The following is a 25076-nucleotide window of genomic DNA, read 5'->3' as shown; positions in this document are numbered from 1 at the left end:
TGGGTTGTAGCGGTACCCCTGCGGCCAGGGACAGGCCCGGAGGCCACAACTTGCCCGGCCGAGGGTCGGGTTTCACCGCAGAAACGATCAGGGGATGGGTCGATCGGCACCGGACAGCTACAGCGCGCTGCCTTCTAGAGTCTGGCGGTCCAGTCGGATGGTGAGTCGCGGCGCCAGACCGTTCTCATCCCGAGGCGACGGCTCGGCTGTCGCTGGGGCAGCTTGTCAGCATCGCCTCGAACGTCACGTTAAGTCCAGAACCGGACACTTTCGGACACGAGTGCCTCATCGTGCCTGGAATACCAGCAGATTCCACGCCCACTCCATGGTTGCAGTCGATGCAACATCGTGGCTTCAGGTACCACCACCCCAGGCGAGAGACGTTGTCGTCACCGGAGCAACCGACGGCGGAACGTCACTGACCAGGTCAGGAACGGTCAGGAGGTCGAGCGAAATAATGCGTGCACCCCAACACCGCCCACTTGCTGTCGTGGACTTCGGCGAGCGGAACCATGTGGTCGATGTCGATCCCGGACGGGCCCTGGACGAGGACGTCGTCGTAGTAGGAGTGCCACACCCCGCCGGTGAGGGTGCAGCCGGCGCCGATGGTCGGTGCTTCGATTGCCTCGGCGATGAGGACGTCGTTGCGTGCGGTGCAGCCGTTCTCGTCGTCGTCCTTCCAGTGCGGGTACAGCTCGCGCTTGTAGCCGTCGCGGATCTCCTCGGCGACTGGCAGGGCGGTGATGCCGTCCATGAGGGTGACCTCGTCGGCCTGGGCGGGGGAGGCGGGGGCGAGGACGGCGAGGGCGAGGGCAGCGGCCAGGAGGCCACACCGGAAGTTGGTGATCATGAACCTGGTGATACCTGCTCACCAGGACACCGATCGAGCTGCCATCGGGCGTCTCACTCCACCGGGGGAGGGGATTCACCGCAGAACCGTGCCTGCTTCCCCCGATCCGCTCGAAAACGGTCACAGACCTGCACTCGTCGGGTTCCGGCCGGCCGTTGCCCTCGCCCGTGCCCGCGGTTGCGCTGCGGATGGTCCCCAGGCCGGTCATGGTGGGCCAGGCAGCACCGTGCCCGGTGTGGATCGTGAGGCTCAGCCAAGTCCTGGCTGCGTGGGGAGGATCGAGTGACCGTCGTGCAGATACACGGGGTGCCCGGCCTTGCCGGCCCGGATGGCGGCGGCGAGCCGGTTCCGCATCCGGCTGCGAAGAAGTACGAGGGCCTTGTCGATGGGGAAGAACGCGGCCTCGGAGAGCTCGTCGTCGTGGGGGCGGACGCTGGAGGCCTGGGCGTCGTCCAGGCCTCCGGCGTCGAAGATGAAGGCGATCTGGTCGTCCCACGGGCCGTGGGGTGGCACCCAGTCGACGACGAGCAGCCCGCGGAGGGCCGCGTCCAGGCCGAGTTCCTCGCGCAGTTCGCGTGCGAGTGCGGCTTCGGGTGCCTCGTTGGCCTCGGCCATTCCGCCAGGCAGGTCCCAGCCGGGCTAGTAGGTGGGCTTGACCAGGAGCACGTGGCCGGCCCGGTTGCGGATCAGTGCGTCGGCCGCGACGCGTTTGCGGGCCTGGGTGCGGTTGCCCTCGGCGAGGTAGGCGTACCAGGCATCGGGGTCATCGGGCGTGGGCCTCATGGGCGGCGTTTCTCCTGGGCGCGGTGATGATGTCGGCCATCAGGAGCATTCTGGCCCGGCGCGCGTCGTCGAATCGCACCAGGTACTGGCCGGCCGGCCCGTATGTCGTGTGGGGTTCGAGGCGGCGGCGCAGGTCGTCGAGCTGGTGGATGACGCGTACGGAGCTGAGGGTGGGGCTGGTGGCGAGGAGGTCGTGGCCGACCTTCACGGCGGCGTCGAGGTCGCCTCGGCGGATGTGGATGTCGGCCAGGGTGATCCGGGTCAGGGCCTGGGAGCGGGCACGGCCGGCCTCGCGCAGGGCGAGGGCATGCTCGGCCTGGCCGAGAGCCTGGTCGTAGCGGCCGAGGTCTTTGAGGATCAGCGCGGATTCGCTGGCCAGCGCGGCGGTGTCGAACGGGCTGAGCCAGGGGTGTACGGCGTCCGGGGGTTCCGCGATGGCCGCTTCGGCCTGGTCGAGGGCGCGCCGGGCGGGGGAGTGCTGGGCTGCTGCGGCCAGGGCGCGTGCGGTCATCTTGTGCAGGCGGGCGGTGAGGGCGGGGATGCGGGGGCCCTGGGCGGCGAGGTGGAGACCGGTCCTGGCCCAGCGGGCTGCTCCCGGCCGGTCGTTGGTGTGCAGGGTGAGGTGGCTGGTGCTCGCGGCGATGTTGGCGGCGAGCGGCGCGTCGCCGGAGACGCGGGCGAGCGGGAGCGCGCGGGTGAGGTGTTTGACGGCGAGGTCGTCGTGGGCGGAGTCGTGGGCCATCCAGCCGGCCATTCTCGGTGAGGGCCGCGGCCGCCGCGAAGACGCCCGGGCCGCTGGCTGTGTCGACGAGGCGGGGTGCGATCTGGTCTGTCAGGTGCCGGGTCACGGCCGCGTAGAGATGGCCGCCGCCGCTTCGGCGGTCCGCGTCGCGGAACGCGTCGATCGCCGCAAGGTCACCGGTGTCTGCGGGCAGATCGTTGATGGCCGGCGCTGAGGGCTCGGGCGCGGGTTCCCAGGGCCTGCGGGCCAGGCCGAGGAGGTGGCCGGGGATGCGGAGCCCGTCGGCGATCTGCTCGAACACCGAGAGCTTCTCCACGCGGCAGTTGCCGTTCATATAGTCGTAGAAGCGGCCCTGGCCGATGTCCACGGCGGCGGCGAGCTTGCGTGTGCTTACGCCGCGGGTGTTGAGGAGCGTGAACAGGGTGCCCATGTCCCGCCCGGCCAGGGCCTTGAGCATGCGCTCGTCGTCGAGGAGGCCGGCGGCGACAGTCGGCGGGTCCAGTCCCTGACTGCCCATCATGGGCCCCTTTCACGCGGCTGGTTCGATGCTAGGGCCAGGCGCCGACAGGTGACTCCGGGTTGGAGTCACCTGCTGGAGTCTCCTGCACGGCGTGTAGAGGCGTTCACTGGCTGTCAGCCGCCGAATCCGGACGGCCTTCCCTGATGCAGCCGGCCGCTGGACCCAAGGCACCGCGGTCCGCTGCACCCCCGTTTCGTCCGAGGAGGGACACCCATGCCCGGACCGCCCTTTCCCTCTCCGCCAGGTCCCAGCCCGGAGTTGCTCGCCCAAGCTGAGGCTGGATGGGCCCGCTTTCTCACGCTCGACGACTCAGACGGCCCTGACACGCTGGCTGCGGACGAGGAGGCAGTGAAACAGGGCGACGGACCCGGGGCCATGTGCGGCTCTGCGCAGCCGCTTCCCGCCCCCGGCATGCCTGCCGACGGCTGAGACGGGTCATCCCCCACCGGTCAGGAGCGGGACGGCGGGCAGCGGCCAGCCGCACGATCCCTGTGGGGGAACACCCCCACGGAACGTCCCGGGCCAGTACCGGTCGGCGTCCCCGGCGCCGGCTGGCCGTCCCTCAGGAGTTCTTCTTCGGCCGCGCGATCGGGCGCGGCCACCTTGTCACTGCACACCCGCTTCGGCCTGCCCGCCACATACGGCGGGCCTCGGAGGCTTCCGTGAAACAGGACGTCCACAGCACCACCGGCTACACGAACGCCGACGGCATCTTCGCCTCGTGCGGTGCGCCGTATGTCACCTACCGGCGCCCCCACCCCCCCCAGCCGTAGTCGACTACATCGCGAGCCAGTTCGGCAGCGCGACGGCCCAGCCCCGCATCCTCGACCTCGGATGCGGGCCGGGCACTCTGGCCCTCGACCTGGCCGAGCGCGGCGCCTCCGTCACCGCGGTCGACGTAAGGTGTTGGCCGGAGCGGGTTTGAAGGAGCTCTGCGAAGCCGCGGACGTGCGCGTGGAGGGCCTTCAGTTCAGGGCAGTGGGCAAGGACGGCGGCGAACTCCTGGTGTTCCCCGTCGGCCAGGTTCTCGGGGTGCCGCATCATCCAGCCGGTGACCCGGCGGATTCCTGGTGGTGCGGGTGGGACAACGCGGATGCGCCGGCGGCGCCTCGATCGCAGATAGTGGCTGATGATCTGGTAGCTCCCGAGTGCGCCGAGGTTTTGGAGCTCGGCATGCAGCTGGATGGCGTTGGTGTGTCCTTCGGGAGCTGGATCCCCGGGAGCGGCGTTCCGCGTGCATAGTTCCCGGCCAGGGCCGGGAACTATGCACGCCGGACCACCTACCGGGGCTTGCGCCCCTGATTCAATTCCTTCCGAAAGTTCGGCGACTTACTCGGTTGGGCTCGACTCGCCGCGCAGCGCCTCGCGGGCACGCCGCTGCGCGTGTCGCCGGTACAGCGCTCGCATAGCCGCACCGGTCACGCTCACGAGGGCGCCGCTGAGCGTACTGATGACAACGTCGTGGATTACAGGCCACATGAAGGCATGGGTGCGCCCACAGGGGCCGGGATGCGCACCGCGCTCCTTGTGAGAAACGAAATGGGTGAAAGAGTGCTGGGTCAGCCCCGGCCCGACGCGGACCCCGGCACGTTCGACGGCTCTACGCCGTGGGTGCTGGGGTTGGGCAGTCGGTGGGTGAGAACGCTGGAATGATGTGACGTTCCGGGCAGCTGACGTCTGGATCGGCAGCGGTGTGCCAGAGCATTGGCCGTCCGGGTTTGCCGCTGGGCAGCGCTGCGGATCCGGGTGATGATGCTGTGCCGCGAGAAGGGCTGATGCACCCCACAACGCTGGGATGCGACGACGCTCGGGCATTGCCGGGTGGTGAAACGCTCTCCGCAGGCCGTGCATTGCCGGCGCCGCAGCTCCGAGCCGTCAGCGTCGATGCGACGCGCGATGATGTAGGTGTAAGCCGAGCACGAAGGGCACTGCATCGTGTGTCCCTCCCTGCCTGACGAATGCCTGGGGCAGCAGTCTAGCGCCGCCCACGCCAGGTCTCCGGAGTCATGGTCCTGAACGCGCCCTTGTGCCAAGGATTTGGCGAGCTCACCGGGCTCGACGCGGGGAGGGGTTCCGCGGCTGTGCTCGGATTCAGGGGCGGAGGTAGCACAGGGGTGCGTGTGATGGTGAGGGCTATGTCAAGGGTCAGCTGCCGGGATGATGGAGCGGCTTCTGCAGGCGCTGCAGAGCCCAAGGTGTTCATTACCCTTGGTCCATCTCGGGCACGCCCGCCTCGGCGAGCATCGTGAAGAGGTCGGTGATGGGGCCGGTGCGGTCGGACCGTGGTGAAGATCAGCAGGGGCTATCGCCGAGGGTTGAGTGACGGTTGCGGTGTTCGCAGGAATGCCTGAATCTCGGAGGTTCCGGGCGTGTAGCCGTCCGATGTGTCCACGACCAAGGTCGGGACGTCGAGGCTGATGGCCTTGAACTGCTCGGGGTCGTAGGTGCTGGCTTCCATGTCGGCGAGGAGGGCCTGATCGCCGTGGGCCGCCCGGTGGCTGTCGGTGCGGGCGCGTTCGATGATGCGTTCGGTGATGGTCGGGGTGGGCGTGGTGCACCGGATGATGCGCAGGTTGGCGAGGTCCAGGAGGGGCTCCAGACCTGGTCGCCAGAGCCGGTCCTGGAAGGCCGCCTCCGCGACGAGGGTGACCCCAGCCTGAAGGAGGACGGTGATGGTCTTGAAGAAGACGTCCAGCGTGGGGATGTTGAGGGGGTCGTCGCCGGCGGTCTGGTGATGTGGGGTGCTCATGACCATGCCCTGTTTGATCTCGTCGCGGATGATCGCCGGGCAGCCCAGCTGCTGGGCGAGGGCGCGAGCGAGCGTGGTCTTCCCCGTGGCGGGAGGGCCGCTGACTACGACGAGGGTCGGGCGGTTTTGCATGGGCGGCACTCCGATGCAGGCAATCACGACTGGTCAGGACGGAGATCAGGGGCACCTGGCGGCTTATGGAGCTGGAAGGCGATGGACCCGGGCTGGTGGGCCAGTTCCTCGTACGCGGTCGGGTGGTGGAGGACCATCGAGTGGGCGGGGCGGTGTTCGACTAGACGGTCGACGGCGAGGCCTGCGGCGGTGAACTCGTCGAACCTTGTCTGGAGGGGCTGACGCCAGTAATGGTGGGTCATGCCGTCGGAGCAGGATTCCTTGACGTGGCGGGCGTCGAAGTGCTGCCGCCGTCTGCGAGCCAGTCCGCGGTGGGGTGGCTGGTGGAGATGATGATCCTCCCGTCGGGCCGTAGGACGCGTGTGAGCTCGGTCAGGGTGCGGACGCGGTCGTGGGCGTAGTAGAGGACCAGGGCGAGCAGGACGATGTCGAAGCTGGCGTCGGCGGCCCAGGTGAGGGGCGCGTCGAGGTCATGCCAGCGGATCTGGGCGAGCGAACCGAGGCGCTCGCGGGCGAGGCGGACCATGTCCGCACTCTGGTCGATGCCGACGGTGTCGGCTCCACGCGCGGCGAGCTCGGAGAGGTACAGGCCGGGGCCGCAGCCGCCGTCCAGGATGCGCAGGCCGTTCACGTCGCCGAGGAGACCGAGGACGGTGGGGCGGTCGTAGTGCGCGTTGTAAGGGCTGACGGCGGCCTCGCGGGCAAAGGAGTCGGCGAAGCCGTCGTACGGTGCGTCAGCGGGCTGCATGCACGGCTCCCTTCAGCGGGATGTCGGTCTCAGGCCGTTCGGTCCAGGAGACGAGGCCGTGGGGGAGTAGACGGGCGAGGAGGGCATGGTCGGGCGAGCGGTGTGCGGTGAAGGTGGCGTGCAGGCCGCGGACGGCGTGTTCGTAGACGTGGGCCGGGGCGGGCAGGCCCAGGGCGATGCGGGCATCGAGTCGCTGGTCGAAGTTGCGGAACCACTGCCAGTACTCCTCCGCGAGGTCTCCGACGGCCGGCCAGTGCCGGTAGAGGGTGTCACGGGCGAGGGTGAAGGGGGTGGGGCTGGTCCGGTAGGCGGAGGCGACCGCGCCGGGGCGGGGGACCTGGTGGTAGACGCTGGTGATGCTGTCGAGGCGGGCGAAGCGATGGCCGGCGGTGTGGTGGAGGGCGAGGAGGAAGTCCCAGTCCTCGCAGTGCTGCAGCGTCTCGTCGAAGCGGACCGGGGAGGCCGCAGGGTTGCGGGCGACGATCGACCCGGTGTGAATGGTGTTCGCGACGCCGAGGAACGTGGCGTCGAAGGGGTAGTCCTTGCGCGGCAGGCCGTGGGTGCCGCGTGGCAGGTCCTCGATCCAGGTGGGGCTGACAAGGGCCTGGCCGTAGACGGTGTCGGCCCGGCCGGTGCGCAGGGCGTCGTCGGCGGCCTGGAGGTGGTGGGGCAGGAAGACGTCGTCGTCCAGGAGCGCGACGTTCTCGCCCTGGGCCACGGCCAGAGCGCGGTTGCGGGCATGGGAGACCCCGTACGGGGTCTCGCCGTCGAGGAGGGTGATGGGCATCTCGCGCTGCCAGCGGGCGATGACCTGCTCGACGGGCATGCCGCCGTCGCGGGCGACGATGACCTCGAAGCGGCGGTAGGTCTGGCGGGCGAGGCTGCGCAGGGCGCGGTGCAGCGGCCCGGGGCGGTCCCGCGTCGGGACGATCACGCTGATCACAGGGCACCCTGGAGGCTCTGGTCGGTGTGGCAGCTGACCTGGGACTCGGCCAGAGTGCGGGTCGGCCGGTCACCGGCACCCAGGAAGCGGGCGGCAGAGCGGGGTATCGCGGAGAGGCGGTAGAACTCCGCGCGGGAACGTCCGGCGGACGTGGCGCGGGTGGAGACATGAAGGGTCCACTGCTCGCGGCCGTCGCGGTCGACGATCAGGGCGCGGCCGGCCTGAGCGTCGCTGATGAGGACAGTGCCGTCGTCCAGGCGCTTGCAGCCGCCGGCCATCTCGCAGAATAGGCCCAGCTCGTACTGCCAGACGATGCCCTGGGTGAGCGGGTCGATCTCCAGGACGCGGGAGCGGCCGAGGCCCCGGCCGTTGTCGAAGACGAGGACGGTTCCGTCGGGCTGCACGGAGGGCTGGTGCTGGCCGGACAGTTCGCCGGGCCCCCACCTCCAGCGCACCGCGCGGGCGCCGAGGTCCAGAACGGCGATCAGGTTCAGGTTGCGCAGCGAGACCAGGACGTTCCCGGCCGCCCACAGCCCGGCGGGGTGGCCGGTGGTGAGGATCTCGACGGTGTTGGTGTGGAGGATGTCGCTGGGCGATCCAGGACGGGCCCGGAGCAGGCGGGACACGTCGCGGCCGCGCCTCCAGCCGTTCGCTCCTTCCAGCCGCGTTGCGAGGGCGGCAGGGTCCGCGGTCCGTCCGGCCGCGCGATGCTCGTCGATCGCGCTGGTGATCAGAGTCTCCAGCCGGGGGTCGGTGGTCAGGATCTCGTACAGGGAGTGCGCGGCCCGCAGTTGCCCGTCCGGGCCGAGGACGGTGACGGAGTTGTCCAGCAGGACGTGGGATCCGCCGGTGCAGGGCACGGGGCGGGGTTCCTCGGTCAGGACGTAGATCTCACCGGCGGGGCTGAAGGCGAGGTCGTGATGAACTGCGACGTCAGCACGCCAGGTGAGGGTGGAGTCCGGAGCGAGCTTGAGCAGGGCGTGCAGCGGCACCATCGCGTACAGGCTGCCGTCGGGCCCGACCTCGACGTGGTTCCAGCCGCGCAGGTAGGACGGCGGGCTGCTTGTCGTCCCCCTCGGCCGCGGCACGCACCCCAGCGTCCGCCTTTGGTCGACGCGCGGTGTCCTGGCAGGTGTCGGGCGGTCTGGGAAGCGGGCGGGAGACTTCCGGGCATGGATGTGGAGTCGGTGGCGGTGGAGTTGTACGGGCTGCGGCTGTCGGAGTTCACCGCAGCCCGGGACGAGTACGTGGCCAGGGCCCGCAAGGCCGGGGACAGGCAGCTCGCCGCCGCGATCGCGGCGTTGCGGAAGCCGACGGTCGCGGCGTGGACGGCTGGCCTGCTGGCGCGCCGCCGGCCGGAGGAGGCGCACAGCCTCATCCAGCTCGGCGAGGCGCTCCTGCCGCACACCGGACGCTGGACGCTGGACAGTTGCGGAAGCTGTCGCATGATCAGCATGTGGTGATCGGCGACCTCGCGCGTACGGCGCGCGCTCTGGCCGCCGAGGCCGGGCAGGCGGTGAGCGAGCCGGTGCTGCACGAGGTCGAGCAGATCCTCCACGCGGTCCTCGCCGATGCCGACGTTGCGGCGCAGTGGGCGGAAGGCCGGCTGCTGAAGGCTCCGGATGCGGTGTCGGGGTTCACGGGCCTGGAACCTGAGCCGGGCGCCGCACCGCCACGGTGGAAGCAACCTGTCGGCCCCGCCGGATCCCGGTCGGAGAAGGGTGCCACCAGCAGCGCCGGCACCGGCTCCGGACGCGGACGCCGCTGCGGGACGGGCGCGGCACGGGCGTGTCGAGGCGGCCCGCACGGCGTTGGCCGAGGCCCAAGGGGAGGCGGAGCGTCTGGAGGAGGAGCACGCCGCCGCGCAAGAGCTGGCAGACCGGGCTGGTGCGGCGGTAGAGGAGGCCGAGGAAGATGTACGGGCCGCGAGGGAGCGGCTGGAGGCTGCGCGTGCGGCGAGTGCGGACGAGGCCACCGCCTTGCGGGATGCCGGGCGGGCGGCCGCGAAGGCGCGGCGGCAGGCGGAGGCAGCGGCCCGGAAGGTCGAGAGGCTCACCAGTTCCCAGGGGTGAAGGTGAACCTGCTGCGTGCGGCGAAGCCTGCGAGCCTGAAATGGTCATGGCGGCAGCGCATCGTTCCTGCGGTGAATCCACTCCTCCGGCCGAGTGAGAGTCCGTTCCGCAGGCCGTGTTGGCGTTGGCCGAGGCGCTATCACCGGGTCGGCGGCCATCGTCCGCACGCACCTCGCCAACGAGACCTTCCACGTACGTGGCTGGAGGCTCGCCGAGTTCGTTCAGGGCGTGGTGCTGGTGTTGTCGAGCCGTTTGACGCGCGCTACGTTCTCGCGGTCCTCGGCGTCCGTGCTCGCCTCGGCGGCGAACCAGGCGTCGAGGATCTCCTTGAGTAGCGGTTCCGAGGTCAGGCGCAGGCTGAGCGCGAGCACGTTGGCGTCATTCCAGCGGCGCGCACCGTCCGCCGTGTAGGCGTCCGTGCACAGGGCTGCGCGTACGCCGGGAACCTTGTTCGCGGCGATCGACGCGCCCGTGCCTGTCCAGCAGCACACGACGGCCTGGTCGGCGTTCCCGGCGGCGACCTCGCGGGCCGCCGCCTCTGAGCAGGCTGCCCACTGTGGATCGTCGCCGGGGTTCAGCGCGCCGTACGTCACGACATCGTGTCCGCGGTCGCGCAGTTGCCCGAGGAGTGCGCGAGCCACGGGTTCGTCCATGTCCGAGGAAACGGAGATCCGCATGTCCCGAGACTACTGAGGTTTGATGCGTGATGTCGCTGGGTCGACGCCTTGAACTGCGAAGAGGAGAGCCCGCCCCGCGGCATCATGCGAAGATCACCAGTAACACCCCGATGTCCCCAACCGTGACCAAGATCGTAAATCGCGGAAGAGCCCGTCATCCAGGTGCCCCCTCCCGACCGCCCTGGTAGCGTGCGCCGGCATGTCATCGGAACTGGAACGCCCCCCGCTCCAAGCGGACGAACGCACCGCGCTCATCGGCTGGCTCGACCTGCAGCGGCAGATCCTGCGCTGGAAATGCAAAGGGCTGAGCGACGAGGACGCGCGCCGCCCGGTCATCCCGACCTCACCGGCCATGACGATGGCCGGTCTCATCTCCCACATGCGCTGGACCGAGCACATATGGCTGGAAGTGCTGTTCCTCGGCGGCGACAAGAAGCAGAACCCCGCATTCGACGAGTCAAGCAAGAACGCCGACTGGCGCACCGACGGCCGCCCCCTCGCAGAGCTCCTCGCGGAGTACGAGGCCCAGTGCGCCCGCAGCAACGAGATCGTTGCCGCGGCCGACCTGGACGACGCCGGCCGCCACCCCGACTTCCGCGACGGCAGCGCCAACCTCCGCTGGATACTGATCCACCTCGTCGAGGAGACGGGGCGACACGCGGGGCACGCGGACATCGTCCGGGAGCTACTCGACGGCACGAAGGGCTACTACTAGCGCAGCTCCGCGAAGCGGGCCCTTCCCTCAGGAGCCAGGCCAACACGCCTCACGACCAATGCGGGAGAGCCCGTTACTGGTGATCTTCGCATGATGCCGCGCGGCGAACCCTCGTCTTCGCAGTTCAAGACGTCGACCCAGCGACATCACGCATCAAACCTCAGTAACCGGCCTGGAGCGGACGGTCTGCGCGGGTCGAGGAGTGATCATGCGCGTGCCGTAGCCCTGGCGTTGCCACTCGCTCGTCACCCGGCTCTTCATGATGTGAGCCCGGCGGCACTCGGCAGAGGACTGCCAGGTGAGCCGGGCGAAGTCGTAGCCGTTGCGTTCACAGACCTGGAGCTGCTGGGACCCGCCCCGTTCCTCGGCGCGTAGTACAACCAGAAGTCGGTGCGAGGCCGCAGGAGCGTTGCGAGCTTCCACTGCCGCACGGAGAAGCCGGTCGGCGGCGGCGACCAGTGATCAGCCGGAGTCATGCGATCCCCCTTCAGGGTGCGTCCGTCGCGTCCCGGTTGATCCTCTCGCCCTCCCAGGCCCTCGCCAAGAGGGCCCCCTGACGGGCCACCCGCCTCGGGTAGCGGACTGCCCGGAGCGCCGATCGGGGAAGGCGATCCGCTGTTTTCTGGCCGCCGTCACCCGGTTCCTGCTCCACTGGGACGAGCGCAACTTCCCGCAAACTGAGCGATGCAGGAGGCTGTCATGGCACTACGGTTCATCGGTATCGACCCGGACTCCGACACCGGCCAGTGCCCGACAGTGTGGGTCGACGAGGCAACGGCCGACGTCGTCATCCAGGGCTGGAAGGCCGACGAGGCCCTGCTCGCCCAGTGCCTGGAGACCGGCTCGATCCCCGAAACCGAGGGCGTCGTGAGGATCCCCGCCCGGATGGTGGCGATGCTGAGGAAGGCATGCGATGACGCAGAACGACGTCGTGCGTACACGGACCGCTTTTCCTACAAGAAGACGTTCTTCGCTGAGCATCCCGAGCTCAAGGGCAAGGTGGTCGTCCACCACGCGATCGAGCAGCAGACGCTCACCAAATATCCGGGACTATTCAAACCTGAGGAGATCCACTCAATCGAGAACCTGCGCGATATACCCAAGGATGATATTAGTAGCCGAATTCACCTCAGTGAGATCCGCGTCGAATGGAATCGATTCTATGAGGGTCATCCGAACCCCACGAGGCAAGAGGTCCTCGACCATGCGACAAAAATTGACGACAAATTGGGCAACTGGTTCAGTCCCAGGATAAGGTGACGTAGACGATGCATCCTTGGAGGGAGAATGTGGCATGAACTCGTGGAGCAGTACGACGGCGTCGATGTAACAGACCCTGCTTCCGGTCAGGACTTGCTCGAGGCAGAACGCCTACTGGGAGCAACCCTGCCAACCGGCCTGCGAACGCTGCTTCTCGAATCCAACGGTGTGATGGACGAAGACGGCACAGATGTCATCTGGAGCGCAGAACAGATCGCCCGGACCAACCAGGAGTTCCGAACGAGGGAGGATTTGAAGGGCCTGTACATGCCGTTCGATGCCCTTCTCTTCTTCGGGGACAACGGTGGTGGAGACCAATTCGCTCTTCCGATTCTTCCGGTGCGTCCTGATGTCTTCGTGTGGGACCACGAGAATGACAGTCGGAATTGGGTGGCATCGAGCATGGAGGAATACCTTCGAAAGGCGCTCGCGCAACCGGGCGGGGACTGGTATCGCTGACCGGCCGGCCCTCGATCCAGCGATAAGTAATACGCCGTGTCCCTCATCCGTGGTAACCATCGAAGCCCGCCGCACGTGACCGCTGCCACCGACGGCCGCTCTCGTCCCTCATGCCCTAGGCAACCCGCCAGCCGGTTTCGCCGGCGCGCCAGGTGCATTCAGTGCTCCGGTGAGGCCGACAGCAGGCGGTGCGGTGTTCGGGTGACGTGGCGGTGTGTCATCCGGTCGACGAGAGCCCGCCCTCTGCCTGATGTGGTCGAATCCGGAGCGGTGGGCCCGGCGGGGCCCGTGGTGGGCCCGGCGGGGCCCCAGTCCCTGCGCTCGACCCGACATCGAGCGCACCGTGGAAGAGCCAACTCGGCTGGCACCGCTGCATCCGTACATTCCTCGTGGCCCTCTGCCGCGCGCGCTGTGTCGGGACAGTCCCCGCGGCGTTATAGGGGCTCCGAGTCGTGAAGACCACCGTCATCGAACGCCGCACCGAATTGCTGCGCCTGTACACCGGGCTGCCCTGGAAAACCGCCCCAGTCGCCTCCAGCTCGGGGTCGGTGAGCGGTCGGTGGCAGCCCGTCGACTCGGAAGGGCTGCTCCTCTCGGGCCGCCCCCGAAGACCAACTAAACAAAAACAGCTACCTCCGCCGATAAAGTCCCAGCTCAGAAAGTGTCGACCCCGCGCCTGCGGGGATGGTCCCTCCGGGGGCGTGCGGCGGCCATGGCCGGCAGCGTCGACCCCGCGCCTGCGGGGATGGTCCCCCCAACGAGATCGAGGCGCTCCGCCTCCTCGCGTCGACCCCGCGCCTGCGGGGATGGTCCGGTGTGGTCTGAGTATTACGACGGTAAGCATCCGGCGACCCCGCGCGGTGTCGGTAGTCTGCGAGTCCTGGTTGTGGTGGTGGCAGGTCAGGCGGGTCGGAGACGACGGTCTCCGGGGTGTTCGTGGACGGCGGCGACACGGTTGTCCGTCGCGCCCGGGCGGGCTCTACTCGCTGACCCGTTGGGCGTCTTCCGCAGTCTTGCGCAGGCGTTCCGCGGTGTGGGCGATCCGGGAGATCTCGACCGCGAGGGTGTGGTGCGCGTCATGGCCGGGCGGAATGTGCTCGGCCCCCGCCCCGAGCAGCCAGGCGATCGCCTCGATCGTTCTACTGCCTACCTGATCAGCCGTTCGTGGGCGGTCCGGAAGGGGTCGGGGCTCGTCGGGCAGGTCCGCCAGGACGGGTTGGTCGCCTCCTCAATCATCTGGTTGGCCGTCACCTGTGCAAGAATCTTGAACACATTCAACTTGAACTCATTCAAATCGATCATGGGGTACGTGGTGGACTTCAGCAATTACGTGGGGGCGCCGAAGCTGCAGCCCTGGCGGCCGCCGCCGCCGGCCCCGCCGTGGCCGCGATGGCGGAAGTTCCTGATGGCCCTGACCGCTGTCGCGGCGATCGGATTGCCGCTGTGGGTGGTTTATGTGATCGGACAGCCCGAGGAGATCGAAAGACGTCCGGCCGCATGCGCGAAGGCCCTGAAGAGCATCGGCTGGAAGCCTCCGGCACGCCTGGACGAGGAGGACTGCACGGAGATCGAGAGCAGCATCTTCGCAACCGCCTGGACCGGAACGTTCCACATGCCTCGCGCCGATGTCCGCGACTGGCTCACCGGCCTGCCGTCCCGCCGGGATGGACCGCCCGTCCTGAGTGGGGAATCCGCCCCCCAGACCTTCTTCTTCGTGCCGCCCTCGGCCGGACGGATCGACACCGTGGAGGTCTCGGTCACATGGCGGGGTGAAGCGGACGCCGTCATCAGCTTCAAGACGTACAACGGCTAAGGGCTGTCCGCCGGTCGGTCGGCCGTTACTCCGTTCGTGGCGCGACGTCATGAACTGACCGATCAGGCCTGGGATTGATCGAGCCGCTGTCGGCCCCGCCCCGGATGGGCCGTCCGGGGCGGGACCGGCGCCAGGTCCCGAACGGCATCATGTGGAAGCTCGTCCGGGCCGGCCTTCCACCCGGCGTACAGGTGAAGCGCGACGTCCGCGTCGGTGCGGGTGTCCACGTCGGCGCCGAGGTGCTCCGCCCGCCGCTGTACGGCGGCCCGCTGCTCGGCGGCGGTGCAGCTCAGGCTGTCCGCCTCACCGGTCAGGGCTTCGCCGGTGGACGGCTTCCACACCAGCGTCGGGAGGTCGGCGGTGGTAACGGTGTCGCTCACGTGCTGCTCCTGGGGGTGTCGGCCCGTGAACACGCTGGCCGGACTGAAGTCGATCCGCGCCTCCCGGCCCGACGGAGCACCGATCTACGTGATCATGGACAACCGGTCCGCCCACAAGGGCAGCGAGATCCGCGGCTGGGCGGGAAGTGCAAGGTCGAGTTGTGCTTCGGCCTACGCCTCCTGGGCCAACCCGATCGAAGCCCACTTCGGACCGCTGAGGCAGTTCACCACCGCCGCTTCGAATCACCCGAACCACATGGTCCAGCCCCGGGCCCTGCATGCCTACCTGCGGTGGCGCAACGCCAACGCCCGCCTCTGCCTCGACGTGGTAGACCACGTGCCCGCCGTGCCCGCTGCTGCCGTCGCTCGGCGCGTAGGCGAGCCGGAGCACCACCACGGGCCCCCAGCTCCGGCGACACCCGCTCGACGACCGGCGCGGCGGACGACCACCAACCTCCGTCCAACTCGTACGGGCCCAGCAGGCCGAAGCATTCGTCTCGACGAGTCGTCGGCAGAGCGCGCCCGAGAGACAGCCTCAACCGTTGCGGCGATGCCGACGACTGTCCGACGGCGTCGGCCCCCGGCCATGCGCCAGCGCTGCTACCCGGGCCGAGACGGCGAACAGCTTCTCGCTCTGGCAGCGTTCGTCGCGATCATGTCACCGGTCTGAGACAGCGTTGTCCGGGAACGATTACATCGCCTTGAGCCGGCCCGCGGTTCCTGCATAGTCATCATGCAGCGCCGGGCCGGACCGCCCCGGCCGCGACCAACAACCGCAAAAGGGGATTCATCTCATGTCTGGCAACCGCCGTAAAGCCTCCCTCGTCACCACGGTTCTCGTGGGCGGAGCAATGCTGCTGACGGCCTGCCAGGACACGGACGCGGGCGCGGATGCCGGCGCCCCCCAGACCTCTGCCTCTGCCTCCGGCACTGCGGCTGCGGGCGCGGCCACGCCGTCCGCCTCACCCGCGGCCACCGCCGAGGCCTCCGGAGGCACGGGCAAGGACAACAAGAACGGCGGCGCCGGAGGCGGGCAGAAGCAGGTCGGGCAGGTCTGCGGCGCCAACGACATCTCCTGGAGCACCAAGTCCGAGACCCAGGCCGGCGGATACATTCTGGTCGTCGCGAAGGCGAAGCCGGGCATCACCTGTACCCTGCCCGCCGTTCATCCGACCGTTGCGTTCGGATCCGACGGCACGGAAGCCGGCCCCGCCGAGCAGTCCACCGGCAAGCAGATCACGCTGTCCGGGAACACCACCGCCTACGCAGGGGTGAACCCGAAGACCACCAGCGCGAACGGCGGCAAGGAACTGGACAGCATCATCGTCGCCATCGGAAACGACGACCCCGACCCGGTCTCCCTGCCCGTCGGCACCATCACCGTCGACAAGCCGATCGTCACCAACTGGCACACCTCCCCGAAGGACGCCGTCCCCTCCCAGTGAGCACGCTCGGGGCAGGAATCCAGGGAGGGGCGCGAACACGAGTCCGCCTTCCTGCGCGTTCTCATGACGAGTGAGGAGGCGTCCTTCGGAAGCGGACCCTTTGCGCTCAGACCGCCGTGGGAACGTCCGCGTGCGGACGGCGGGCTCGGCCCCACCTGCAGAAGACGCGGCAGCACGCTTTCTGGCCGTGCCCCTGTCCCGATTACCGCCCCAGCGCCGACCCGCCGCCGTCCGGCGCCTGGACGGGGTACGAGGTGCTGTACCCGCTCGCGACCGGCCGCCCGGACCGGAGCATCGACAACGCCGCCACCGAGCGGCTGCGCCGCCGGACCGAGGCCTGACCGTACAGGGTGCACCCGGGTGCGGGAATCACAGGTCGATCCCGCTCACGTCTCGTCACACGTCCCCCCAGGGCTCAGGGTTCGCTTCCGTCACCACCCCCGACGGTGAGCCGGCCCCGCTCGTTCCCACCACGTACGGCGAGGTCAAAGGAGCCGTGGGCGGGTGTGGCGGAACGGCCGCGGTGCGCAGACCCCGGCCGTGGACGTCCCCGGCAGCCCTCGGCGAGACCTTGCCCTGCGGGTCGTGCACCACCGCCAGGGACTCGCCCTCCTTCGCGAGCCGCGAGGGGGTGTCCAGGTGCTCCGGGCCGCCCGCGGGGCACTCCAGGCGGTGGTCGTACGAGGTCCGGGTCGTGGAGGTCCAGTGGCCCTCGGCGTCCATGGAGGATTCCGTCTCGGGTGTGCTCGGTGACCTTCAGCACGAGGCAGCTGATCTCGACGCCCCGGTCCTCCAGCGCGCTGTGCCCCACGGACGCGAGTGCCAGGATGGCGCCGAGACCGGCAGGGAGAGCGGACAGCGCGATGAGCGAGGCCCCTCGCCGCGCGGCGAGGGCGGCGTGCCAGCCGAGCAGGACCAGTGGGAGCAGCACCCCGCAGAGGAAGAACCCCCCCCAGTCGCCCAACGACCCGTACGCCGACCCCCACGCCACCCCGAACGCCAGGACCGCGGCCAGCGCCACTGCAGTCCGCCAGAGCCCGCGCGCCCGTCCCCCGTGCCAGCCCGCCATGCCCGCCATGCCCGCCCAATGTGTGCGCTCCAGGTAACCGCGAACGCACGGGGCACGTAAGGGGCGCGGCGGCCCGGCCAGTGGTCCGGCGGCCTGGTCCTCGACGGCGACTCGTCGTCCGGGACGCCGAGGCAGGCGCAGGGCCCCCGCGCCGCGGCTCAGGAACAGGTCAGGGCTGCTGGGTGTCGAGCAGGATGTGTGGAACTCCCTCTGATTGATCACTCGGGGGAGTTTCGCGTTTTGAACGCGCTGTTGAAGAGGGTGTGGATCGGGCTGGCCGCGACCTTGATCGTGAGTCTGGCCGCCGTGGTCGCGCCGGACCACGTTCAGATAGACGACGACGGGCGCATCCACCTGGGCGCGCCCGCGCCCGCACCGACGCCGTCCTTGTCCACGGCGGCGCCCGCACCGGAGTCCACGTCACCGCCCCTCACACGGGACGCCGTGGACGAGGTGATCCGGACCGCGGTCGGCGCGACGGGCCTTGACCCGGCGCAGGGCCGCCCGACCGTCGCCGCCGGCGCCGACTCGAAGAGGACGGGCTGGATGGCCGTCCGCGAGAAGAGTGCCGCGCAGTCGGAGATGGACGCGGTTTGCGCGGACCTGGAGCGCCAGGGCTGGACGCTGAACCCGAAGGACGACCGCCCCGATGCCTCCCGCAGCTACAAGCGCGGGGGCTGGTACCTGCTGGTGAGTACGCGCGGCAAGTTCCAGGTGCCGTCCACCGCCTCCGCCTTGACCGAGACGCAGACCTACCTGACCCTGACCGGGCTGCAGCTGAACCTTTCCGACATCCCCCTCCCCGAGATCACCGTCCGCATCGGCTGACCCCTCACGCAGAAGCCCACACCGTCTTCCCGGGAAACCGCGCACGCTGCCGCCGCCGGCGGCCTCGCCGAGAACTCCGCAGAGAGAGGGCTTTACCAGCCGTTCTACGGAAGACGACGGCTCACGACAGAGCTGGGTCGGCAGTGAGCTGGCCGAGGTCCGCAAGGGAGAGTGGCGAAGACCTTGCGGTCCTCCCGGCGGGCAGAGCCGCGTCATTCCGGAGTTCCGCACGCGTCGGCCGGAGCTCCCGCGCCCGTATCGCCGCCGGCGCCTGACATTCCCCGGCGCGGCTGACAGTGCCGCCACAGGCCATTCCGCGGGGCTTTCGAGGCGGCCGGCTCCGGTCGCGCCACGGATCGTGCAGCAGGGGTCAGGAGAACGTTGCCGCTGCATGTACCGGCGCAGGGCAGGCCCGGTCCGCATGACCGAATACCACCCCATTGGCCTGCTGGCCGAATGTGGAGCCGCGGTGTTGTCGAGGAATCGGCGCCGGGACATGATCACTTCTCGCACGACCTGACTATCCATTTGGGAACCGGAGCAGGAGCAGCGAAATCCCGGCCGGTGCCGGTCTCTTGCCGCTCCCAGACTCATCGAGGCAAAAGCGGGAGCCAGGAGCATGCCGGCGTCGGCGGCTCTTTTCTGCCGCCGCGCAGACGCTTCGCGCTCTCTTATGTCTTTCAATGAAAGGAATTTCAGGCTTTCATGTACAAACGTTCAGGGTTCCTCGCCCTCACCACAGTGGGCATCGTGCTGTGCACCGCTGGTCTCACGCCTTCCGTCAGTCAGGCAGCCGGCGGTACCGGCGACGGGAAGGGTTCCTATGCCGACAGCAACGGCCTGACAGCGGATGACGTCAGGCTCATCAACGCGCTGAACGAAGAGGCACTGGACCTGGGGCGGCCGGGCAAGCCCCCCGGCGGGGACGTGCCGAGCGCCACCGAGTCCCCCAGCGCCTCCGCCGCGGCCGGCGACAGGGTGACGCCGCCTGCCGAGCCGCTGGACCGCATGCCCGACGCATACCGGGCCCGTGGAGACAGGGCCACTACCGGCATCAGCAACTACATACGCAAGTGGCAGCAGGTCTACAGCCACCGCGACGGACGAGTGCAGCAGATGACCGAGCAGCAGCGGGAGCAGCTGTCCTACGGGTGCGTCGGCGTCACCTGGGTCAATTCAGGTCCCTATCCGACGAACAAACTGGCCTTTGCGTCCTTCGACGAGGAGAAGCACCGGAACGCTCTGGAGAACACCAGCGCCCGGCCGGGCGAGACGCGGGCGGAGTTCGAGGGGCGCATCGCCAAGCAAAGCTTTGACGAGACAAAGGGATTCAACCGGGCCCGAGATGTGGCATCCGTCATGAACAAGGCCCTGGAAAGCGCCCATGACGAGAGTACCTATCTGAGCAGCCTCAAGGCAGAGCTCGCAAAGAACGACGACGCTCTCGCCGCCGAAGACAGCCGTTCGAACTTCTACTCGGCCCTGAGGAACACCCCGTCCTTCAAGGATGGGAACGGGGGCAACCGCGACCCGTCCAAGATGAAGGCGGTCATCTACTCGAAGCACTTCTGGAGCGGGCAGGACCCCCGGAGCCCCTCCGACAAGCGGAAGTACGGGGACCCCGACGCCTTCCGCCCCAACCAGAACACAGGCCTCGTCGACATGTCGAAGGACAGGAACACCTCGCGTAGCCCCGCCAAGCCCGGCGAAAGCTATGTAAACTTCGACTACGGCTGGTTCGGGGACCAAAAAGAAACAAACCCTGACAACGCCATATGGACCCACGCCAACCACTACCACTCGCCGGAAGGCGGTATGGGGCCCATGCAGGTATACGAGAGCAAGTTCCGCAACTGGTCCTCCGGATACACGGACTTCGACCGCGGAACCTACGTCATCACCTTCATACCCAAGAGCTGGAACACCGCACCCGCCAAAGTGAAGCAGGGCTGGCCGTAACAACTCGCCCCCTCACGAGCGCGAGTCTGCGCAACCACCGCTGAACGGTGCGGGGGCCGCTCCTCGGCCACGCCCGGTAGGAGTCCTCGACGTCGGCCTCGGGGCCCGCCTGTAGGCCGGGATCCGGCAGTGCGGCCCTGACGAGTCGACAGGATCACGACTCCGTATCTGAGCGGAAACCGGAAAGGGAGAGTCCCTTTTGCGGTTTCAGAGCCGGTAACACGCGTTTGATCATGTACACGTCTCCAAGGAACCCTCCATGGCTACGCCTCCCGCGCCGGATGGCGCCCTCGGCGACCTGTTCGCCTTGTTCGCGCAGGTTGCGGCTCTCGTGGTCCCAAGCCAGTTCACCGAACGGGGTCGGTGCGCTGTTCACCCCTGTGACGGCGGCGTGGACGTCTTCGTCGAGAGCGTCGCGGTGCGCGATGAACTCGCCAGTGCCTATGCCCCGTGGCTGCCGTCGACGCTGCAGGGGACCTGATCCGGGCCCGGACCGAGCGGGCTGTTCAGATATCGCGCCCGATTCGGCAGGTCCAGACCGGGAACGGCGGCAGCATGGAATCGACCTCCGCCCGGTCCTGGCCGTCGGACTCGAATGATGTGAGTTCGGTCCACGGCACCAGACCGGGATCACTGTTGTCGAGGAAGCCGGTGATGATCGGTTCGAGCGTTCCGGTCAGTACGTAGTTACCACCGATCGGGAGCGATTCCGGGGGCTGGGAGGATGTTGAGCAGCGTAGTTGTCCGGCTTGCTCGTCGTGCCAGACGTAGAACGTGGCGGTCCCGTGCAGACCGAGGAGCCGGACGCGGTCACGCAACGCCCTCGCGGTGCTCTCGAAGGCGGCAGTCACCTCCTCCACAACCAGCGTCGTCCGCTCCTCGGCGTCGGCGCCGAGATGCCAGGTGTTGGTCTGCGACTCGGTCGCCTGGTTGCCCGGGTCCAGGACGAGGGGCTCGTCCGCCACCTCTGAGATGAACGTCAACAGCATCGGCCAAGTGTGCACGACCGCCGGTGGCCGCTCCACCAGGAGTGCGGCGGCCACCGGTCAAGGTCGAATCAGCCCGCCGGAGCCGCAATCCGGGCTTCGAGGTCGGCGACGCGGCGGTCCTGGAAGCGGAGGTTGCTGCGGGCGGCGCGAACGTGATCCGGCCGCACTCCGGGCAGGTCTGCACCTCGCTACCCCGCCCCGACGTGGCAGAGCTGTTAGCCGCCCGCCCCCGTTTCCGTACAAGGAGGGGCCGGGCCGGCTGCGGCTGCCAGGTGAGCGGTCGGTGGGGGCCGGCCGGTGTTGAGACCTTGCCAGGGCCCTGGTTCGCGGGTGGTGGCCGGGCAGGCTAGTTTGCTCGGATGAGTCTTCTTGATGATGTGGCCGAGCGCGATGGCTGGCGCTGCTGGGTGTGTGACGAACCGGTCGACCCCGACGAGTCGGTGAACGACCCGCGGGGGCCCAGTGTCGACAGCCGGACCGCTGACCGGAAGGCCAAGGTGGCCGAGCGGCTCGCGCACCGCGGGTGCAACACCCGCAAGGGTGCGGTCAAGGTGGTCATCGCCTGGCCGGAGCGCCTGTACGTAGTCGAACCCGCACCGCTGATCACCGTTGCCGAGAGGCTGGAGCGCAAGGGCGGCCGCGAGATGGTGGGCCGTTGTCCCACCAGGAAGGACGCCCAGGAGGCGGCGGACTGGCTGGTGGACCGCTTCTCCCGACTGGTACCAGGGCTACCGGTGACCGCCGACATCCAGGCCGGCGGCGGCCAGTTCCTCGTCATCCTGGCCGCCGGCCGCCGCTGACCGGGGATCACCCGGGCACACCCGCGTCGAGATGGTGGCCATCTGGGCGTACATCGCTGCAAAGCCTGGCCAGCGAGCGTGCGAAGGTACAGCGCCTCTGTGACTCGCAGCGGTAGTTGTCACCAGTGACGCCCACTGACCAGGGACGAGAACCCGGGATCGCAGCGCCTTCTGTCACTGAATGTGCGCGCTAGCTGACACTTCCGGGCTGTTCTCAATCGTGTTGTCACCAGCTCCGGAGAACCGCGCGGGCTCGATGCCGGGGGCGTGTCCTGTCGCATTGGATCTGTCGGCTTCCCACCCGTTCGTGCTGTCCGATTCTCATCCGGGCAAGTGCTGAGGGCCGCCGCCTGCTCCGTTCGTGGAACCTGTGCTCACCTCGCCGGGACCTGACGAAACGCAGACGGTGACGGCGGCAGGTCGGCGAACGAAGTCGGCCACGCGACGTCGTCGATCGCGAGCCACGGCGCAGCGGCCACGGCGGTGGGCGTCACCCCGGTGAACGCCTTGACCTCGCGGTGGAGGTGGGACTGGTCGACGTAGCCGCTTGCGGCCGCCACCCGAGCGGTGGCGTCACCCGCTGCGAGAAGGTGGGCGGCGTGGTCGAAGCGCACCAGCTGGGCGGCGCGCTTGGGGGTGAGGCCGATCTGGGACCGGAAGCGGGACCACAGGCGCTTACGGCTCCGTCCCACCTCGTTCGCCAGGCTGTCGACCCGCACCCGTCCCCGGCTGGTCGCGCGCGTTCGGCACCGTGTCGTAGTGGTGTGCCGAAGACGGATCCCAGCGGCGGTCGGCAGCGCCGAAGAGTCTTCGAATCGAGGACCAGCTCCTCGTCCACGTCTGCCAACCCCCGCTCCAGCTGCGGATCAGGGATGTCGGTGGTCGGGGACGGGGCGCGGGCACCTCGGGCAGAGGCCACCGCAGCGCCCGGGACGAGGTCGGCAGGCTCTGCGGCCGCGGCCGCGGCCGCGGCCGAAGCCGCGGCCGCGGCTTCGGCGCGGGCCGCGGGGAGTCAATGCCGGCAGGACGGCCGGACGCGGAGCAGCTCGGTCCGCAGCACGGGTGTGCCGTCGACCGGTGTCGGGTCCTCCGCGGTCGGCTCGATTCCTCCGGCGGCGGTTTTGTCGAGTGTCGCCAGGCCGTCGGGGCCGACCGTGCCGAACACCGTGTAGTTCGGGCGCAGTGCGGAGTCGCCGTAGACGACGAAGAACTGTGAGCCGTTCGTGTCCGGACCGGCGTTGGCCATCGCCAGCAGGCCGCGCCCGTACAGGCGGCGCGCGCCGGTCGGATCGGTCGGTGCGGGTGGCAAATCCACAGGTAGCTCATCCTTGTACTTGTACCCGGGCCCTCCCTCACCGGTACCGGTCGGGTCGCCGCACTGCAGGACCTTCAGCGTCGGATACGCCGTCAGACGGTGGCACACCGTTCGGTCGTAGAACCCATGCCGTGCCAGGTGCAGGAAACTCTGGACCGTGCACGGCGCCTTGGCCTGGTCCAAACGCAGCGGGAGCGGACCCTGGCTGGTCGGAACAGCCATGTCAACCGTGCCACGGCTAGGGGTGCGCCGTGGGTCGGGCGGCAATGGAACATGACGCGCGGGCGGCTCGTCCGGGGTCTGTGTGTACTGGCAAGGGCCGTGCGTGGTGCGCGGCGGAGCGCCGTCGGAAGCGGTGGCGGCACTTCCCCCGGACACGACTAACGTCACGGCCGCAAATGCGCTGATCAGTGCTCGGTTCATCTTGCGAGCCCTCCTGATGATCGCCAGGTTTTGGAGCGGTCGCAGTCTAGGGCGTGGCGTGGCCGGCGGGAATGGTTAACGACAGGAGGCCGGTGCGGCCGACCCCGAAGTCCTGCGGACTCGACGGCTGGGCAGGGGGAGTCTTTCCCTCCTCGGCGAGAACGACGAGATGCAGGACTCCTTCCTTGTCGATGGAGCCCGCTATCCCGGCGAATTCGGTACTGCGGACCAGTGAAGCGGAGGCCAGGGACGCCGACTTCGCGGCGTCGGCCGAGTAGCCGAGGGCCTCCTTGGCGTAGGTACGGGCGTCCGAGGCGTACTTGGCCGCGTTCGACGCGTGCTCGTACGCGGCCTTCGCGTCGCCCTGAGCCTGATTGGCGATGGCCTTGGCCGAGGCGGCCTCCTCCTGCGCGTTCTTGGCGTGCGCGTCGGCGATGGCCTTCTGCTGTTCCGCGATGCTCTTCGACGCCTGCCCGGTCAGCACGACGAGGCCGGCCGCCGAGTCGGTGGTGATGTACGGCGAGCCGAGCTGGACGGCGTCATTCGCGGGCTGGGCGACCTGTGAGGCCGCCTTGCCCGCGTCGACCGCAGCCTGGGCGGTCACGTAGGCGAATCCCGCCGCCTTGGCGGCCGCGGCCCGGGCCTTGCCGGCCTCCACGTTCGCCTTGCCCGCGTTGGTCTTGGCCGTCTTCCTGGCCGCGCAGGAGGGGGCGTCCGGCTCGTCTGCGGTGCGGGACTATCAGGCCGGTGCCCAGGTGGGCGCCGTCCGCGATGACCGTCGTCCCCGCCGCTGCGGCTGGCAGGTCCGACTCCCGCCAGACGTGGGCGTCGGCCTGGTTTCCCGGCGCCGGGCGGGCGCTCGCGACGATCAGTCGACTGCCCGCGTCGATGATGACCTGCACGTTCGCCGAGAACCGGTAATTGCGGGAGGAAGCGCCGACCGTGCGGTCGCGGACCGGGATGGGGGTTCCGTCCACGATCCACAACCGGTCCACATCGGCAACGGGCCGCGGCGCCGGCTCCAGCGCCAGCAAGGGCCGCAGCCGCTGGATGATGCGGCAGACGGTGGCTGGGGAGATTCCGAAGAGCGGGGCGAGTTGGCGCATGGTGAGGTTCGTGCGATAATACACCGCCACCAACAGCACCCGGTCCGCCAGCGGCAGGCACCACGGCCGGCCACCACCGGGCCCGTTCCCGCCCCGCTCCCGCACCACCTTCACCAGCTTCGCGAACCGCTCGATCCGCAAGCCCGTGAACGTCTCCACCCACACCGGCTCAGCCCGCAACACCCCACCCATACAGGCAAAATGCCCAAGATTCAGCCTTCTGCAACACCCTTTAGGCAGCCCAGCCTGATCGCGGGCTCCCACGGGCCGAGTGGCATGCCGTCCTCAACCTCCCCTCC

General features: G+C 69.0%; 25 protein-coding genes and 3 pseudogenes. 11 read left to right on the top strand and 17 right to left on the bottom strand.

Annotation, left to right across the window (positions count from 1 at the left end; translation table 11 throughout):
- Positions 1-427: 427 nt before the first annotated feature.
- The 9 genes and pseudogenes from ACZ4YL_RS32205 to ACZ4YL_RS32165 all read right to left on the bottom strand — a co-directional run bounded on the left by ACZ4YL_RS32205 (position 428) and on the right by ACZ4YL_RS32165 (position 8555).
- Positions 428-850 (bottom strand): hypothetical protein, encoded by a 423-nt coding sequence (locus tag ACZ4YL_RS32205; RefSeq protein WP_468121333.1) that lies wholly within the window; start codon positions 848-850, stop codon positions 428-430.
- Positions 851-1099: 249 nt separating this feature from the next.
- Positions 1100-1633, bottom strand: a pseudogene (locus ACZ4YL_RS32200) (NUDIX domain-containing protein).
- A complete protein-coding gene (locus ACZ4YL_RS32195) occupies positions 1614-2375 on the bottom strand; it encodes a hypothetical protein (protein WP_468121332.1) in 762 nt (253 codons plus the stop codon). The pseudogene ACZ4YL_RS32200 and the gene ACZ4YL_RS32195 overlap by 20 nt, the downstream one beginning before the upstream one ends.
- Positions 2376-4454: 2079 nt before the next feature.
- Complete coding sequence (locus tag ACZ4YL_RS32190; protein WP_468121331.1) at positions 4455-4829, bottom strand: NrdR family transcriptional regulator; 375 nt, start codon at positions 4827-4829, stop codon at positions 4455-4457.
- Between the two features lie 368 nt (positions 4830-5197).
- Positions 5198-5776, bottom strand: a complete 579-nt coding sequence (locus tag ACZ4YL_RS32185; protein WP_468121330.1) for a P-loop nucleotide/nucleoside kinase family protein — start codon at positions 5774-5776, stop codon at positions 5198-5200.
- 23 nt (positions 5777-5799) lie between these two features.
- Positions 5800-6018, bottom strand: coding sequence for a hypothetical protein (locus tag ACZ4YL_RS32180; RefSeq protein WP_468121329.1), 219 nt, complete (start codon positions 6016-6018; stop codon positions 5800-5802).
- Positions 6015-6524, bottom strand: a complete 510-nt coding sequence (locus tag ACZ4YL_RS32175) for a class I SAM-dependent methyltransferase (protein ID WP_468121328.1) — start codon at positions 6522-6524, stop codon at positions 6015-6017. The genes ACZ4YL_RS32180 and ACZ4YL_RS32175 overlap by 4 nt, the downstream gene beginning before the upstream one ends.
- Positions 6511-7467 (bottom strand): glycosyltransferase family 2 protein, encoded by a 957-nt coding sequence (locus ACZ4YL_RS32170; RefSeq protein ID WP_468121327.1) that lies wholly within the window; start codon positions 7465-7467, stop codon positions 6511-6513. Before ACZ4YL_RS32170 ends, ACZ4YL_RS32175 begins: the two co-directional genes overlap by 14 nt.
- Positions 7464-8555, bottom strand: a complete 1092-nt coding sequence (locus tag ACZ4YL_RS32165; RefSeq protein WP_468121326.1) for an arylsulfotransferase family protein — start codon at positions 8553-8555, stop codon at positions 7464-7466. Before ACZ4YL_RS32165 ends, ACZ4YL_RS32170 begins: the two co-directional genes overlap by 4 nt.
- Positions 8556-8639: 84 nt before the next feature.
- On the opposite strand from ACZ4YL_RS32165, the gene ACZ4YL_RS32160 reads away from it, so the two are divergent.
- The gene (locus ACZ4YL_RS32160; protein ID WP_468121325.1) at positions 8640-8930 is read left to right on the top strand and encodes a hypothetical protein; all 291 of its coding nucleotides are present in this window, start codon (positions 8640-8642) and stop codon (positions 8928-8930) included.
- 830 nt (positions 8931-9760) lie between these two features.
- Here ACZ4YL_RS32160 and ACZ4YL_RS32155 read toward each other — a convergent pair.
- Positions 9761-10216 carry an RpiB/LacA/LacB family sugar-phosphate isomerase gene (locus tag ACZ4YL_RS32155; protein WP_266608250.1) on the bottom strand — a complete coding sequence of 152 codons (456 nt, stop codon included), beginning with the start codon at positions 10214-10216 and terminating at the stop codon, positions 9761-9763.
- Positions 10217-10415: 199 nt separating this feature from the next.
- Here ACZ4YL_RS32155 and ACZ4YL_RS32150 point away from each other — a divergent pair, with 199 nt between their 5' ends.
- From ACZ4YL_RS32150 to ACZ4YL_RS32135, 4 genes are all read left to right on the top strand, one after another.
- Positions 10416-10931 carry a DinB family protein gene (locus tag ACZ4YL_RS32150; protein ID WP_468121324.1) on the top strand — a complete coding sequence of 172 codons (516 nt, stop codon included), beginning with the start codon at positions 10416-10418 and terminating at the stop codon, positions 10929-10931.
- Between the two features lie 699 nt (positions 10932-11630).
- Positions 11631-12191: a hypothetical protein gene (locus ACZ4YL_RS32145; protein WP_468121323.1), complete on the top strand. Its 561-nt coding sequence runs from the start codon at positions 11631-11633 to the stop codon at positions 12189-12191.
- Between the two features lie 42 nt (positions 12192-12233).
- Entirely contained in the window at positions 12234-12650 is a 417-nt protein-coding gene (locus ACZ4YL_RS32140; RefSeq protein ID WP_468121322.1) for an SMI1/KNR4 family protein, read from the top strand.
- A 994-nt stretch (positions 12651-13644) separates the two neighbouring features.
- Positions 13645-14463 carry a hypothetical protein gene (locus tag ACZ4YL_RS32135; protein ID WP_468121321.1) on the top strand — a complete coding sequence of 273 codons (819 nt, stop codon included), beginning with the start codon at positions 13645-13647 and terminating at the stop codon, positions 14461-14463.
- A gap of 62 nt (positions 14464-14525) precedes the next feature.
- Here the strand turns inward: ACZ4YL_RS32135 and ACZ4YL_RS32130 are convergent, their stop codons facing one another.
- Complete coding sequence (locus ACZ4YL_RS32130; protein WP_468121373.1) at positions 14526-14843, bottom strand: hypothetical protein; 318 nt, start codon at positions 14841-14843, stop codon at positions 14526-14528.
- Between the two features lie 28 nt (positions 14844-14871).
- On the opposite strand from ACZ4YL_RS32130, the pseudogene ACZ4YL_RS32125 reads away from it, so the two are divergent.
- Positions 14872-15156 (top strand): annotated as a pseudogene (locus ACZ4YL_RS32125) (IS630 family transposase); the annotation flags it as partial.
- 481 nt (positions 15157-15637) lie between these two features.
- Positions 15638-16288, top strand: a complete 651-nt coding sequence (locus ACZ4YL_RS32120) for a DUF4232 domain-containing protein (protein ID WP_468121320.1) — start codon at positions 15638-15640, stop codon at positions 16286-16288.
- A 396-nt stretch (positions 16289-16684) separates the two neighbouring features.
- Here ACZ4YL_RS32120 and ACZ4YL_RS32115 read toward each other — a convergent pair whose 3' ends face one another.
- Positions 16685-17011, bottom strand: a complete 327-nt coding sequence (locus tag ACZ4YL_RS32115) for a hypothetical protein (RefSeq protein WP_468121319.1) — start codon at positions 17009-17011, stop codon at positions 16685-16687.
- Positions 17012-17597: 586 nt separating this feature from the next.
- Between ACZ4YL_RS32115 and ACZ4YL_RS32110 the strand changes: the two genes are divergently transcribed.
- From ACZ4YL_RS32110 to ACZ4YL_RS32100, 3 genes are all read left to right on the top strand, one after another.
- Positions 17598-18185, top strand: a complete 588-nt coding sequence (locus ACZ4YL_RS32110) for a hypothetical protein (RefSeq protein WP_468121318.1) — start codon at positions 17598-17600, stop codon at positions 18183-18185.
- A 705-nt stretch (positions 18186-18890) separates the two neighbouring features.
- Positions 18891-20144, top strand: a complete 1254-nt coding sequence (locus ACZ4YL_RS32105) for a protein-glutamine gamma-glutamyltransferase (protein ID WP_468121317.1) — start codon at positions 18891-18893, stop codon at positions 20142-20144.
- A 259-nt stretch (positions 20145-20403) separates the two neighbouring features.
- A complete protein-coding gene (locus ACZ4YL_RS32100) occupies positions 20404-20625 on the top strand; it encodes a hypothetical protein (RefSeq protein WP_468121316.1) in 222 nt (73 codons plus the stop codon).
- Positions 20626-20650: 25 nt separating this feature from the next.
- On the opposite strand, the gene ACZ4YL_RS32095 is transcribed toward ACZ4YL_RS32100, so the two are convergent.
- Entirely contained in the window at positions 20651-21133 is a 483-nt protein-coding gene (locus ACZ4YL_RS32095) for a hypothetical protein (protein ID WP_468121315.1), read from the bottom strand.
- 359 nt (positions 21134-21492) lie between these two features.
- Here ACZ4YL_RS32095 and ACZ4YL_RS32090 point away from each other — a divergent pair, with 359 nt between their 5' ends.
- Positions 21493-21933, top strand: a complete 441-nt coding sequence (locus ACZ4YL_RS32090) for a hypothetical protein (protein ID WP_468121314.1) — start codon at positions 21493-21495, stop codon at positions 21931-21933.
- Between the two features lie 374 nt (positions 21934-22307).
- Here ACZ4YL_RS32090 and ACZ4YL_RS32085 read toward each other — a convergent pair.
- The 4 genes and pseudogenes from ACZ4YL_RS32085 to ACZ4YL_RS32070 all read right to left on the bottom strand — a co-directional run.
- Positions 22308-22670 (bottom strand): annotated as a pseudogene (locus tag ACZ4YL_RS32085) (helix-turn-helix domain-containing protein); the annotation flags it as partial.
- 275 nt (positions 22671-22945) lie between these two features.
- Positions 22946-23671 carry a peptidylprolyl isomerase gene (locus ACZ4YL_RS32080; protein ID WP_468121313.1) on the bottom strand — a complete coding sequence of 242 codons (726 nt, stop codon included), beginning with the start codon at positions 23669-23671 and terminating at the stop codon, positions 22946-22948.
- A gap of 46 nt (positions 23672-23717) precedes the next feature.
- A complete protein-coding gene (locus ACZ4YL_RS32075; protein ID WP_468121312.1) occupies positions 23718-24275 on the bottom strand; it encodes a hypothetical protein in 558 nt (185 codons plus the stop codon).
- Complete coding sequence (locus ACZ4YL_RS32070) at positions 24211-24969, bottom strand: transposase family protein (RefSeq protein ID WP_468121311.1); 759 nt, start codon at positions 24967-24969, stop codon at positions 24211-24213. Before ACZ4YL_RS32070 ends, ACZ4YL_RS32075 begins: the two co-directional genes overlap by 65 nt.
- Between the last annotated feature and the right edge of the window lie 107 nt (positions 24970-25076).

This window comes from Streptomyces sp. NPDC030021 (assembly GCF_055574035.1).
The sequence above is the reverse complement of the archived record's forward strand: the minus strand, read 5'-3'. Positions and strand labels throughout refer to the sequence as shown.

Coding starts and splice junctions, on each gene's coding strand:
- ACZ4YL_RS32205 (WP_468121333.1), bottom strand. CDS start 850: ATGATCACCAACTTCCGGTGTGGCCTCCTGGCCGCTGCCCTCGCCCTC.
- ACZ4YL_RS32195 (WP_468121332.1), bottom strand. CDS start 2,375: ATGGCCCACGACTCCGCCCACGACGACCTCGCCGTCAAACACCTCACC.
- ACZ4YL_RS32190 (WP_468121331.1), bottom strand. CDS start 4,829: ATGCAGTGCCCTTCGTGCTCGGCTTACACCTACATCATCGCGCGTCGC.
- ACZ4YL_RS32185 (WP_468121330.1), bottom strand. CDS start 5,776: ATGCAAAACCGCCCGACCCTCGTCGTAGTCAGCGGCCCTCCCGCCACG.
- ACZ4YL_RS32180 (WP_468121329.1), bottom strand. CDS start 6,018: ATGACCCACCATTACTGGCGTCAGCCCCTCCAGACAAGGTTCGACGAG.
- ACZ4YL_RS32175 (WP_468121328.1), bottom strand. CDS start 6,524: ATGCAGCCCGCTGACGCACCGTACGACGGCTTCGCCGACTCCTTTGCC.
- ACZ4YL_RS32160 (WP_468121325.1), top strand. CDS start 8,640: ATGGATGTGGAGTCGGTGGCGGTGGAGTTGTACGGGCTGCGGCTGTCG.
- ACZ4YL_RS32155 (WP_266608250.1), bottom strand. CDS start 10,216: ATGCGGATCTCCGTTTCCTCGGACATGGACGAACCCGTGGCTCGCGCA.
- ACZ4YL_RS32150 (WP_468121324.1), top strand. CDS start 10,416: ATGTCATCGGAACTGGAACGCCCCCCGCTCCAAGCGGACGAACGCACC.
- ACZ4YL_RS32145 (WP_468121323.1), top strand. CDS start 11,631: ATGGCACTACGGTTCATCGGTATCGACCCGGACTCCGACACCGGCCAG.
- ACZ4YL_RS32120 (WP_468121320.1), top strand. CDS start 15,638: ATGTCTGGCAACCGCCGTAAAGCCTCCCTCGTCACCACGGTTCTCGTG.
- ACZ4YL_RS32115 (WP_468121319.1), bottom strand. CDS start 17,011: ATGGACGCCGAGGGCCACTGGACCTCCACGACCCGGACCTCGTACGAC.
- ACZ4YL_RS32105 (WP_468121317.1), top strand. CDS start 18,891: ATGTACAAACGTTCAGGGTTCCTCGCCCTCACCACAGTGGGCATCGTG.
- ACZ4YL_RS32100 (WP_468121316.1), top strand. CDS start 20,404: ATGGCTACGCCTCCCGCGCCGGATGGCGCCCTCGGCGACCTGTTCGCC.
- ACZ4YL_RS32095 (WP_468121315.1), bottom strand. CDS start 21,133: ATGCTGTTGACGTTCATCTCAGAGGTGGCGGACGAGCCCCTCGTCCTG.
- ACZ4YL_RS32090 (WP_468121314.1), top strand. CDS start 21,493: ATGAGTCTTCTTGATGATGTGGCCGAGCGCGATGGCTGGCGCTGCTGG.
- ACZ4YL_RS32080 (WP_468121313.1), bottom strand. CDS start 23,671: ATGAACCGAGCACTGATCAGCGCATTTGCGGCCGTGACGTTAGTCGTG.
- ACZ4YL_RS32070 (WP_468121311.1), bottom strand. CDS start 24,969: ATGGGTGGGGTGTTGCGGGCTGAGCCGGTGTGGGTGGAGACGTTCACG.